At 66.9% G+C, this 12724-nt stretch carries 10 protein-coding genes; 1 reads left to right on the forward strand and 9 read right to left on the reverse strand.

Annotated features, from left to right (window positions below; all coding sequences use genetic code 11):
* Nucleotides 1-35 precede the first annotated feature (35 nt).
* The 4 genes from NI2_RS09495 to NI2_RS09510 all read right to left on the reverse strand — a co-directional run bounded on the left by NI2_RS09495 (nt 36) and on the right by NI2_RS09510 (nt 4275).
* The gene (locus tag NI2_RS09495; RefSeq protein ID WP_166655784.1) at nt 36-401 is read right to left on the reverse strand and encodes a nuclear transport factor 2 family protein; all 366 of its coding nucleotides are present in this window, start codon (nt 399-401) and stop codon (nt 36-38) included.
* Between the two features lie 207 nt (nt 402-608).
* Nucleotides 609-1064, reverse strand: a complete 456-nt coding sequence (locus NI2_RS09500; protein WP_067488577.1) for a nuclear transport factor 2 family protein — start codon at nt 1062-1064, stop codon at nt 609-611.
* Between the two features lie 46 nt (nt 1065-1110).
* Nucleotides 1111-2589, reverse strand: a complete 1479-nt coding sequence (locus NI2_RS09505) for an aldehyde dehydrogenase family protein (protein WP_371851957.1) — start codon at nt 2587-2589, stop codon at nt 1111-1113.
* A 132-nt stretch (nt 2590-2721) separates the two neighbouring features.
* Entirely contained in the window at nt 2722-4275 is a 1554-nt protein-coding gene (locus NI2_RS09510) for an aldehyde dehydrogenase family protein (RefSeq protein WP_067488581.1), read from the reverse strand.
* A 374-nt stretch (nt 4276-4649) separates the two neighbouring features.
* Here NI2_RS09510 and NI2_RS09515 point away from each other — a divergent pair, with 374 nt between their 5' ends.
* Nucleotides 4650-5858: a CaiB/BaiF CoA transferase family protein gene (locus tag NI2_RS09515; protein ID WP_067488584.1), complete on the forward strand. Its 1209-nt coding sequence runs from the start codon at nt 4650-4652 to the stop codon at nt 5856-5858.
* A 44-nt stretch (nt 5859-5902) separates the two neighbouring features.
* Here NI2_RS09515 and NI2_RS09520 read toward each other — a convergent pair whose 3' ends face one another.
* From NI2_RS09520 to NI2_RS09540, 5 genes are all read right to left on the reverse strand, one after another.
* Nucleotides 5903-6928, reverse strand: coding sequence for an FAD-dependent monooxygenase (locus NI2_RS09520; protein ID WP_133734083.1), 1026 nt, complete (start codon nt 6926-6928; stop codon nt 5903-5905).
* A 267-nt stretch (nt 6929-7195) separates the two neighbouring features.
* Nucleotides 7196-8488: a bifunctional 3,4-dihydroxy-2-butanone-4-phosphate synthase/GTP cyclohydrolase II gene (locus NI2_RS09525; RefSeq protein WP_084476330.1), complete on the reverse strand. Its 1293-nt coding sequence runs from the start codon at nt 8486-8488 to the stop codon at nt 7196-7198.
* Nucleotides 8489-8527: 39 nt separating this feature from the next.
* Nucleotides 8528-9712, reverse strand: coding sequence for a thiolase family protein (locus NI2_RS09530; protein ID WP_067489098.1), 1185 nt, complete (start codon nt 9710-9712; stop codon nt 8528-8530).
* Complete coding sequence (locus NI2_RS09535) at nt 9709-11175, reverse strand: aldehyde dehydrogenase family protein (RefSeq protein WP_243749947.1); 1467 nt, start codon at nt 11173-11175, stop codon at nt 9709-9711. The genes NI2_RS09530 and NI2_RS09535 overlap by 4 nt, the downstream gene beginning before the upstream one ends.
* A gap of 34 nt (nt 11176-11209) precedes the next feature.
* Nucleotides 11210-12718 carry a GMC family oxidoreductase gene (locus NI2_RS09540; protein ID WP_067488588.1) on the reverse strand — a complete coding sequence of 503 codons (1509 nt, stop codon included), beginning with the start codon at nt 12716-12718 and terminating at the stop codon, nt 11210-11212.
* Between the last annotated feature and the right edge of the window lie 6 nt (nt 12719-12724).

Below are 12724 nucleotides of genomic sequence, written 5' to 3' on the forward strand. Positions count from 1 at the left end.
CGGCGCCACGTCGGGCGCCGACGCTGCGACCACGCTCAGAACGTCGCGGTCTCGAAGACGACCCGGTCGTTCTCGATGTGGTACGTCTCGGTTGCGGTCCTGCCGTTGCCCAGGTCGAAGGCGAGGTACACGTACTCGCCCACTGCCTCCTTACGCGTGAACGTGGGGGCTGCCGCGGTGTCGAGTTCTTGGGCCCCGGCCGCCATCAGCGTCGCGAGGAATGCTTTCATAGCGGCCTTGCCGATCAGCGGCTCCGGCGCCAGCGTCGTAATGATGACCGTGTCCTCGGAGTAGTCCGCGGCGATCGTGTCGATGTCGCGTGTGCTCATCGCGGCGATGTGCCGGTCGACGACCGCCATGGACGCCGCGGCGATCTCGTCTACTTCAGAAGTCTTGCTCATGTGCTGCTGACCCATCTCTCATCGGCGGAACGGGGAGCCGTCATCGCCGGTCCATATCGCCCAAATCTCTTGAACCCAGAGCGATTCCAGGAGACTACGGTCACCCACCGCTGCAATCTGTCCAGAAATTGGACAGTCCGAATACCCCGCTGGATCTGATCGTGCAAGAGAGGGGCCCCGCGATTGCTATCGCAGGGCCCCTCGGGGTTATGAGTAGCCCGTGCTATCCGAAGACCGGGCTGTCCGCGACAAACTCGCGAATCTCACGCTTCGGGTCTGCCACCGCTCGTCGCGTTTGACGAACTCGAACGCGTATGTCCCCGAAAGCAGTACCCGGGTGCCGTCGGCGGTGAGGCGGAAGTAGAAGACGTCGGTGGCCGCTGTCGCCACCTCGCCCTGCACGTCGATAACTGGATTGGTGATGTGGTGATGACACTGCGGCACTTCCCGCCACACTTTCCGCACCAGTTCGCGAACCCCGTCGATGCCGTGCCCCTCACCGCGCGGAAGCAGATAGTCGGCATCGTCGGCCCAGATGCTCATGAAGGTCTGCTCGTCCTTCTTGTCGATTCCGTGGCAGTACTTCGCCATCAGAGTCTTTATCTGCTCGAGGTCGACGACCCACTGGATCTTCTGCGCCAGGTCGTCGTTGAGGTCTGCCATAGTTGATCGAACTTTCCAGAGTCGGGATCGAAGTGTTCTCGCGCCATCAGCGGTCGAGCAAGGTGACGACCGATTTGGTCTCGAGGTATTCCTCGAGCGCGTCGGGACCGTTCTCTCTGCCCCACCCGGACTGCTTGAAGCCGCCGATCGGCATCTGAACACCGCCGGCGCGGTGGATGTTCACGCCGATGCGGCCACCTCGCAACCGGCGAGCGACGCGATGAGCCAGCGAGACATCGCGCGTCCACACGCTGCCCGCCAGGCCGTATTCGGTGTCGTTGGCCGAGGCGATCGCGGCGTCGACATCGGTGAACGACATCGCCGCGATCACCGGACCGAAGATCTCCTCGCGGACGATCCGCATGTCCGCAGTCGCGTCGGCCATGACGGTCGGCGCGTAGTAGAAACCGCGCCCTGCCAGGCGCTTTCCGCCGCTGACCACGCGTGCGCCCGCTGCGCGGCCATCCTCGACGTACCCGGCGACCCGGTCGAGTTGACACTGGGAGACCAACGGGCCGAGCAGCGCGTCCGGATCGGTGCCGTAGCCGACTTTCATACTCCGGCCCTGCTCCGCGACGCCCTCGACCAGCTCGTCGTAGACGTCGACGTGTGCGAACAACCGCGTGCCCGAAGTGCAGATCTGGCCCGAGTTCCAGAACACACCGATCGCGATACCAGCCGCGGCGGCGGCGATGTCGGCGTCGGGCAGCACGATCACCGGCGACTTGCCGCCCAATTCCAGCGACACCTTCTTCAGATTGCCCGTGGCCGCGGCGACGATCTTGCGACCCACCTCGGTGGAGCCGGTGAAGCTGATCTTGTCGACACCCACATGCTCGGCCAACGCCGCGCCCGTCGCCCCGAAACCGGTGACGACGTTGACGACACCCGCCGGAACGCCCGCCTCGAGCAGAACCCGGCCGAGGGCAAGCGCTGAGAGGGGTGCCTCCTCCGACGGCTTTAGCACACAGGTGCACCCCGCCGCCAGCGCGGGCGCCAGCTTCATCGACATGGCGATCAAGGGCGCGTTCCACGGCACGATCATCGCCACGACGCCGACGGGTTCGCGGTACGTCGCGCCCTGCAGCCGACGTTCGGCGGTTCCGATCTCGACGGTGGTGCCCTGGATCTTGTCCGCCCACCCCGCGTAGTAACGGAACTGGTTGACCGCCTCGGCCACCATCAATCTGGCCTGGGAGACGGGCATTCCGACGTCGAGACTCTCCAGCCGCGCCATCTCCTCGGACTTCGCCTCGAGCAGGTCGGCCACCTTCCACAGCACCACACCGCGCTGGGCCGACGACATCCTCAGCCAGCGTTCCTCATCGAACGCACGCCGGGCCGCCGCGACCGCGGCCTCGACATCAGCGGCCCCGGCCTCGGCGACCTTGCCGACGACTTCCTCGGTGCCCGGGTCGATCACGTCGAACGTCGAACCCGCCGACGCGGGCACCCACTCTCCATCGATGAGCAAGTGCCCGACGCCGCCGTCGGGCCCGAAGGCGGACCGCACCACTGCTTCCACTGCCACGATCGAGCTCATGCGTGATCGTGGATGTAGTAGGTGAACTGGTCTTCGATCATGAGGTTGTCTCCGTCGGATCTTTCGGATACGAGCCCGACTTTCGGGTTCGCGCGGGGCTTTCGAAACTCCTGGCTACTCGGCCGAGGGCGGGGTGCCGAGGACGAGGCCGTAGGCACGACGGCTGACATCTCCGGACAAGTCGATGGTGATGCTCTTGTCCTGGGTGAACTCGTCGAGCGCGTCCGGGCCGAGCTCGCGACCTGTGCCGGACTGTTTGTATCCGCCGAAGGGCAGGTACTGGGAGATGTTGTGGTAGTCATTGATCCACACCGAACCGGCCTCGATCCGGCGGGCCACGTCGAGCGCGCGCTGGTTGTCACGGCTCCACACGGCGGCGGCCAAACCGTACTCGGTGTCATTGGCGATCTTGACCGCCTCGTCCTCCGACTCGTACTTCAGCACCGCCAGCACGGGGCCGAAGATCTCTTCGCGCGCGATGGTCATGTCGTTGGTGACACCGGTGAACACGGTCGGTTCCACCCAGTGGCCCTTGTCGAAGCCCGCACCGGTCGGCACACCACCACCGGCGACGACTGTGGCGCCCTCGGCCTTGCCCTTCTCGATATAGGCAAGAATCCGCTCGTGCTGGGTTTTGCCCATCACCGCGCCGATGTCGGTGGCCGGATCGAGCGGGTTGCCGACCGTCAGGGTCTTCAACCGCTCTACCAGCCGGGCCACGAACTCGTCGTGGATCGAGGCGGGCAGCAGCAGCCGAGTGCCGGAATCACAGGCCTGCCCCGCGTGCAGCAAGAAGGCATAGATCGAACCATCGACTGCTGCGGTCAGATCGGCATCGTCGAGCACGATGTTCGGGCCCTTACCACCCAGTTCGAGCAGGACGCGCTTGATAGTGCCCGAAGCGTCTGCCATGACCTGGCGGCCGGTCGCGGTGGAGCCGGTGAACGACACGAGCCGCACATCGGGGTGCTTGACCAGGTGTCCACCTACGGTAGGGCCGTCACCGACGACGATATTGAGCGCGCCGTCGGGAAGCCCGGCTTCCTGGAGGAGCTGTGCCAGCTCGAGGGCGAAGATCGGGGTCTTCTCGTCGGTCTTGAGGACCACCGTGTTCCCCGCGACCAGGGCTGGGATCGACTTCCACACCGCGATGGTGGCCGGGAAGTTCCACGGGACGATGCCCGCGCACACGCCGACCGGTTCCTTGCGAATGAAGCTTGCCGAGAGCACCTGGCCGGTGACCGGCCCCGAGCGCTCCCACTCATAGGTGCGGGCCAGCTCCGCGTAATGCCCGAGGTGCATCAACGGGAAACCCACACCGATAGCGCCTGCCAGCCGCAGCGGCATACCGGTCTCCTTGGCGCTGAGCACCGTCAGTTCGTCCATCTTGCCGCTCAGCGCGGCGATCACCCGGTCGATCACGGCGGCCCGTTCGGCGGGCGGGGTGTTGCGCCAGACACCCGACTCGTGGACGCGCTTCGCGGCGGCGACCGCTGCGTCGACATGGCTGGTGTCGGCCTGCGCGACGGTGACCAGGACCTCTTCGGTGGCCGGGTCGATCACCGGGATGGCAGTCTCGGTATCGACCCACGCACCATCGATGAACAACCGGTAGTGCGGGACACCGTCACGGTCGACGGCTGCGGTTTCGGGGAGGGCGGCAGTCATTTATCACCTTTAGTTGCGAGTTGCGGGCAATTCCGCCGGACGGAAGGCATGAACGGGCCGGTCGGTCGCTACCCGAAGGTGGCCGATCTCCGGTGGCCCGGATTCGAAGGTAGAGAAATCCAGATCACACGAGTGTCCAAATTCTTGGACACTCGATGCGCGCGAGATGCGGTCCTCGCTGCTGGCACAGCAGTCGTCGACCGTGATTCGACCATCACGAATTCCCACTTCGGAACATGTCACTGGGTTCGAGCAGTTCAGCGACCTACGATGAGGACAGCCGGTGACCAGGCCTCGGGTTCTCCCGGCACGATTCACGATCGCTGCCGGTGTGCCGCCCCGGCCGTGTTCCCCCATCACGAGAAGAGACGAACATGACCGGACCGCTCGACGGCGTGCGCATCCTCGACCTCACCTCGAACTTCATGGGCCCGTTCGCGACCTTGTTGCTGGCCGACATGGGCGCCGATGTCGTGAAGATCGAGTCGACCGCCGGCGACACCACCCGTGGTGTCGGTCCACGCCGCAATCCCGGGATGGGCGCGATCTTCTTGCACCTCAATCGCAACAAGCGCAGCCTGGTGCTCGATCTCAAGTCCGCCGACGGCAACGCCGCACTCCAGCGTATGTCGGCCTCGGCGGATGTGCTGCTCTACAGTCTGCGGCCGAAGTCGATGGCACGCCTCGGCTTGGCCTACGAGCAGGTCCGTGAACGCAATCCACGCCTGATTTACTGCGGCGCTTTCGGTTTCGGGCAGAACGGCCCCTACGCCGACCGGCCCGCCTACGACGACCTGATCCAGGCCGCCGTCGGCATGCCGGTCCTGCAGAGCCGCAAAACCGGTGAGCCGACCTATATCGCCACCGCGATCGCCGACCGCGTCGTCGGCATGGCCGCGGCCAACGCCATCACCACCGCCCTCTACCGCCGCGAACGCACGGGACGCGGCCAGGAGGTGCAGGTCCCCATGTTCGAGACATTCGCACAGTTCGCCATGGGTGACCACCTCTACGGTCACACCTTCATCCCGTCGATCGGCACCTCCGGTTACGCCCGGATGATGAACGCCGACCGCCGCCCGTACCGCACCCGCGACGGCTACCTCGGCGTCAACGTCTACAACGACAAGCACTGGCACCGGTTCTTCGCCCTGGCCGGCAGGCCCGAGATGGCCCAGGATCCCCGTTTCGCCGATATCGGTGGCCGCACCGAGAACATCGGGCTGCTCTACCGTTTCCTCGCCGAAGTACTCGAAACCAAGACGACGGCCGAGTGGGTGCAGATCCTGGCCGAAGCCGACATCCCCGCCATCGAGATGAATACTCCTGAAATGCTTCTCGACGATCCGCACATGAAGGACGTCGGGTTCTTCATCGAGGAGGAACACCCGACCGAAGGCCTGCTGCGGTCGCTGGGTATCCCGCAACAGTGGAGCGAAGACGCCCCTGAATTGCGTTACCCCGCACCGAGGCTCGGCGAACATTCGGTACAGGTCCTCAGCGAGTACGGGTTCGGGGAAGACGAGATCGAGCATTTGGTGTCGACCGGTGCGGCATACACGCCGGAGACCCTGCAGACCTGACCGAATGAGCTGTCGACCTGATCGACGACAGCGTCGAGCGAGTTTCAGACGCCCGCGAAAGATCGACTGAACGACTGTCCCGCCGACACCCGGTTGCGCATTTCCACCAACCGGGCGGATTCGTAGCGCGCCAGGCCTTCTTCGACCTCGACGCCGTCGAGCGCCTCGGCCAGCGCCGCCGCGTCCGCTACCGCCTCTTCGAATCCCGCACCGGTCATGGGTGTTTGGGCGTGCGCGGCGTCACCGAGCACACCGATGCGGCCGTTGACCACCCGCTGCGGCAAATACTCGGTGATCGGCGTGGCCACCACCTCCCTCGCCTGGAACGCTTCGATAACCCCCGTACGCCACGGTTCGGACCACCGCTGCTCGGCGGTGCGCATCATCTCCTCGTACACCTCCGCAGGAATCGCGTCCACGCGCGGCGTGTGTTTGACCTCCGTGCCCTCGATCGCACCGATCCGCTGGAACAGCGAGGTGTGGTGCGGGTCGAACCAGCCCCACCCGTAGCGGGTGACGCCCCCGTCACGGTCGATCAGTGGATACACGGCGAGCATGTCGTCCTCGCCGGAGAAGAAGTCGGGGCCGCCTGCCCGGTCGAGATAGGACTCGGGCAGTTCCGATTGGCCGAGCCACACGACGTAGCCCGCGTAGTCGGCGACGGGGCGCGCCCGATCCACCCAGCGGCGCACCACGCTGCGATACCCGTCCGCCCCGAGAAGGACATCGCCGGTCCACGTGGAGCCGTCCGCTTCCCTGGCCCAGGCGGTGATGTCGTCCTGTCCGACCTCGACGATGTGCACGTTCTCGACCACCGTGACGAGCGGTTCCGCATCGGCCGCGGCACGTAGCGCCGAGTAGACGTCCCACCAGGAATGCGGGTACACGCCCTGGCGCATCGAGGCGGGACCGAGCGCCGTGCCGACGATCTCGCGCGCTTGCCGACCGAGCGCCCGGCGCAGACCGGCACCCGATACCAGAATCGCCACACCACGTTGGGTGCGCCCGGATGTCCGCTCGAGCACGGTCACCGCTGTACCGCGAGCCGCCAACGCGAGCGCCGTTGTCAACCCACCCAGTGAGCCACCGACGATCAATGCCGCCGCGTGCCGCGACGTCTGCCCGGAACTGTTCGTAGAAATGACGGTCTCCTCGATTCACGCCGCGCGACCCTTCCCCGCGATGCGGTAGGTGCGATCGGCCCACAGCACTCGGCCGTGCTGCTGTCCGACTCGATGGTGACACCCGCCGATCACCCGTTGCAGGGGAGGAATTGCTCCTAGGAAGACCGCGAACCCGGTGACCACCCGTAGCGCGTCGACGGTTGAGCCCCTGGCTCAGGAGTACTCGAGAATTCCCGTGACCGAGGCGGAATCCTCCGCAGGCAGTCTGTCCCCGTTGTCGACCTGTACCGCCAGATCCGGCAACGCATGACCCATCCGCTCCCGTTTTGTGAGCAGATACGCCGCGCAGTGAGGGTCGGCCTCCACAGTGAGCGGCAACAGCCCAGATATCCGAATCCCGTTGTCCGCCAGGGCCATCGCCTTATCGGGGTTGTTCGTCATCAGCCGCACCGCGGTGACGTCCAACTCGCGCAGCATCTGGGCCGCGGCACTGTAGTCCCGGGCATCGACAGGCAGACCGAGCGCGATGTTCGCGTCGACGGTATCGGCGCCTCCATCCTGGAGCCGATAGGCCCGTAGCTTGTCCGCCAGCCCGATGCCTCGCCCTTCGTGTCCGCGCAGGTAGATCACGACGCCGCGCCCGCGCGCGGCGATGCGGTCCATCGCCTCGCTCAGTTGCGCACCGCAGTCGCAACGGCGGGAACCGAAGACGTCGCCGGTGAGGCATTCCGAGTGCACACGGGTGAGGACGGGCTCCGGTCCGGACACGTCGCCGAGGACGAGGGCGATGTGCTCGACCCCGTCCTCGACGGATCGATAGCCCACCGCGGTGAAGTCACCGGACCGGGTCGGTAGCCGGGTGTCGGCGACACGTTCCACGAGACGTTCGTGCCTGCGGCGGTAGCGCACCAGGCTCTCGATGGAGATCATCGCCAGCCCGTGTTCGTCGGCGAAGGAACACAAGCTCGGGCCGCGCTTCATGGTGCCGTCGTCCTCGACCAGCTCGACCAACACGCCGACCGGTGGGAGGCCCGCCAGTCGGGCCAGGTCAACCGCAGCCTCGGTGTGTCCGCGCCGGACGAGCACCCCACCCTCGCGGCACCGCAGCGGAAAGACGTGACCGGGCCGATTAAGGTCCGCCGCGGCCGACGACGGCTCGGCCAGGACCTGCGCGGTGCGGGCCCGGTCGGCGGCCGAGATTCCGGTGGTGACACCGCAACTCGCGTCCACCGACACCGTGTAGGCGGTGCGCAACGGGTCCTGGTTGTGTGGCGTCATCAACCCGACGTCGAGGCGGTCGAGCCACTCCCCCGCCATCGGCACACAGATCACTCCGCTGGAGTGCCGGATGGTGAACGCCATCAGCTCGGGGGTCGCCTTCGCCGCGGCGAAGATGATGTCACCCTCGTTCTCCCGGTCCTCGTCGTCGACGACGACCACGGGTTTGCCTGCGGCGATATCGGCGATCGCCCGCTCCACCTCGTCCCACTGGACTCTGCTGTTCATCGCCATTCTCCTGACTGCCCGGTCACGGCCGAGCACACGTCAATCTCGTTGCAGTACCAGCGCATTGGCCATGCCACCGGCCTCACACACGGTTTGCAGGCCGTACCGCCCGCCGTTGTCCTCCATGGCGTGCAGCATCGTGGTGAGCAGCCTGCACCCGGTGGCGCCGAGTGGATGACCCAGCGCGATCGCGCCGCCGCGCGGGTTCAGCCGATCGAGATCGGCGCCGAGTTCGTCGGCCCAGGCCAGCGGGACCGACGCGAACGCCTCGTTGACCTCGACATGGTCCATGTCGTCGAGCCCGAGCCCGGTGCGCGCGAGCAGTGTCCTGGTGGCCGCGATGGGTGCGGTCAACATCAACAGTGGGTCGTCACCGCAGGCGTGGAACCCGTGGAACCGGGCGCGAGGCTGCCACCGCATCCGCCGGGCGGCGCGTTCGCTCGCGATCAGCACCGCACTCGCGCCGTCGGTCAGCTGCGACGAGCTCGCCGCCGTGACCCGCCAGTCGAGCTCGGGGAACCGCGCGGCGAGTTCGTCGGTGCGAAACACCGGGGCCAACGCGCCGATCTTGTCGGCGGTGGTCCCGGGCCGGATCGTTTCGTCACGATCAACCACCGTCCCGGTACCGGGCACGGTAATCGGCACGATCTCCCGCTCGAACGCACCCGCCGAATCCGCGGTGTGCGCCAGTTCGTGTGAGCGCGCGGCGAATTCGTCGAGCCGCTCTCGTCTGATTCCCCAGCGCTGCGCGACGAGTTCGGCCGCGACGCCCTGGGATACGAGGCCGGGCGCGTACCGCTCGGTCACCGACGATCCGTAGATGTCGGCGCCCTGCCGGTTCGAGCCGATCGGCACCCGGCTCATCGATTCGACACCGGCCGCGATCACGATGTCGTAGGAACCCGCCATCACGCCCTGAGCGGCGAACTGAAGCGCCTGCTGCCCCGACCCGCATTTGCGTTCGATCGTCACCGAAGGCACGTGTTCGGGCAGACCCGCGGCCAGCCACGCCATCCGGCCGATGTTGCCGGACTGCTCAGCCGACTGCGTCACACAGCCGACCAGCAGGTCCTCCACCTCGCCCGGATCGACGGCGGTTCGCTCGATCAACGCCGAAATCACCTGGGCGAGCAGCTCGACAGGATGTACGTCCGCCAGCGCGCCACCGGCGCGGGCGCGCCCCATGGGGGAGCGCACCGCGTCGATCACGAAGGCCGGGCTCACCACCGCGACACCACCAGCTTCTGGTCGGTGAAGAAGTCCAGCGGTGCGGCGCCGCAGACATGCGAATCCCCGTAGAAGGATTCGCCGTATCCACCCATCGTCACATTGGCCGGCGGAGCAGGGAACGCGTTGACACCGACATTGCCCGCACGCACGCGACGTTCGAACTCGGCGGCGACCGCACCGGAGGTGGTGAAAATCGAAGCGGCGTTGCCGAACTCGGTGTCGTTGGACAGTGCGATGGCGGCAGCGAGGGAGTCGACGCGGTGCACATTGATCACCGGGCCGAACAGTTCGCGCCGTTCCACCGCTTGCCTCGGATCGAGTCCGGCGACGATCGTCGGGCCGATGAAGTAGCCCTTCTCGGTCTCCGCGCCACCGGTCGGCTTGACCCTGCGTCCGTCGAGAACGATTGTTGCCCCGAATTTTTCGGCTTCTCCGAGGGCGGCGAGGATGCGTTCCTTGCTTGCCGCGCTGACCACCGGCCCCATGGTGACGCCTTCGTCCGCCCCGGCGCCGACGACGATCTGGTCGGCGCCCGAGACGAGTTTCGCCATCAGCGCGTCGTAGACCTCACCGATCACGATGACGCGGCTACCGGCCAGGCAGCGCTGCCCGGCCATGCCATAGGACGACGAGAGGATGCCCGCGGCGGCCCGGTCGAGGTCGGCGTCGGGGGCGACGACGATCGGGTTCTTCGCCCCACCGTTGGCCTGCACCCGCTTACCCGCCGCGGCGGCCTGGGCGTAGATGGCCTTGGCGGTCGGAGAGGAGGTGATGCACGAAACCGCCCGCACCGCCGGGTGGGCGATCAGATGCTGGACGACATCGGCGCGGCCGTGTACGAGATTGAGCACACCCGCGGGCAGCCCGGCCTGCTGCAACAACCGGATCGCCGCACTGGATGCGATCGGATCCTGTTCGGATGCCTTGATGATCAACGTGTTTCCGGTGACCAGCGCCCACGCCGAGAACTGCACCGTGTTCATCACCGGGAAGTTCGACGGCGTCACCGCCAGGCATACCCCGAGCGCCTCACGCACCCGGCGGGCGTCGAGTCCGGTGGTGACGTTGATGTTCTCACCGTGGTAGAGCATCGGCGCGGCGATGGCGGTTTCGAGGAAGTCCATGGCACGGGCGACTTCACCACGCGCCTCGTCCAGGGTCTTGCCCTGGTCGCTGGTGATCACCCGGGCCAGCGCCTCGGTGTTGTCCTCGAGCAGCCCACGCATCCGGTAGAGCAAGCGCACCCGGTCCGACAGCGGGCGGGCGCTCCACTCGGGGAAAGCCCGCTGGGCGGCCGCAACGGCGGCGTCGGCGTCGGCGACGGAAGCCGGCGCCACCTCGGCGATGCGGTTGCCGGTGGCGGGGTCGAAGACCTCGATGGTCGCCGTGCCCGATCCCGGCCCCCATTTCCCGTCGATCAGGTTGGCGGCGATCGAATCCAGCTCTGTGAACGTCACTTCGGTTGTCTCCTTCTCGAGAAATCTGTGGTCTTCAGTCACGCAACAGGTCGGCGGCCTTTTCGGCGATCATCACGACCGTGGCGTTGGTGTTGCACGAGACGATGGACGGCATCACCGAGGCGTCGGCGACGCGGAGGTTCTCCACGCCGTTGACCCGCAGCCGCGAGTCGACGACCGCGGCCGAGTCCGCACCCATCCGGCAGGTACCGGACAGATGGAAGAAGCTGCTCACCGCGTCATGAATCGCCCGCTCGAGCCCCGAGGGGCTCAGCTGCAGCAGCATCGCTGCCTCCGATACACCGCCCCACTCGTCGAACGCGCCGGTGCGCACCAGGCGGTCGACGGTCTCGACACCCGCGACGAGCTGCTCGAAGTCGCCGGGTTCACTGAGATAGCGGGGGTCGATCACCGCGGGCAGGCCGGGATCGGCGGCGGCCAGCCGGACGGTTCCCCGGCTACGCGGACGCATGTGCCCGACGCCGAAGGTGAAGCTGTTCGCGACAGGCTGCTGCCAGGGCAGGTGGTAATCGACCTGGATCTGCACGATCTGCAACTCCGGCCGGGTCTGCGCACGGTCGGTCGTGAGGAACAGGGTCGACTCGGCGTAATTCCCGCTCGGCGGCGGCAGCGAGCGTTGGGTTCGCACCCGAACCCCGGCGAGCATGATGTGATCCTGCAGGTTCTCGCCGACCTCGGGCACGTCCACGACGGGTTGGATACCGAGCCGCGAAAGCTCCTGTGCCGGACCGATTCCCGACAGCATGAGCAAGCGCGGCGAGTCCACCGCTCCGGCGCAGAGTACCACTTCGGCGGCGGCACTCGCCTCGACCGAACGCCCTTCCCACACGTAGCGCACGCCCGTGCACCGTGTGCCACGCATCGTCAGCGCACGCACCACGGCACCGGTGCGAACCGTCAAATTGGGTCGGCCGATCGCCGGACGCAAGTAAGCCGTGGCGGTGCTCTGCCGGCGTCCGTCCTCGAGCAACAGGTCGTGGCAGGCGGCGCCGAGCAGTTCGCCGGTGTTGAGGTCGTCGACGACCCGGTGTCCGGCACGTCGGGCCGCCTCGAGGTGCGCCGTCGTCAGGGGGTGTGGTGAGCGGATCGGCTGCGGTCGCAGCGGTCCGCCACGGCCGCGCCGGCGTGGGTCGCCGTTCGGGACATCCTCGCTGCGCAGGAAGTACGGCAGGATATCGTCATAGCTCCAACCTTCGGCCCCTGCCCGTACCCACTCGTCGAAGTCGAGCCGATGCCCGCGCAGGTGTGCCATCACATTGATCGATCCGGATCCGCCGAGGACTTTGCCGCGGGTGGCGGGAATGGCGCGTCCTGTGATCGCTTGCGTGGTGGTTGTATAGCCCCAGTCGGCGTCGCCGCCGATCAGACTCGGCCAGGCCGCGGCGGTCTCGACGTCTGCCCGCTGTTCGGTGCCGCCCGCCTCGAGCAGCAGTACCGACACCGCCGGGTCCTCGGTGAGCCGGGCGGCGACGACGCATCCCGCGCTGCCGCCGCCGGCCACGATGTAGTCGTAGGTACTCATCGCCGG

This window comes from Nocardia ignorata NBRC 108230 (assembly GCF_001612905.1).
GTDB classification, from domain to species: Bacteria; Actinomycetota; Actinomycetes; order Mycobacteriales; family Mycobacteriaceae; genus Nocardia; species Nocardia ignorata.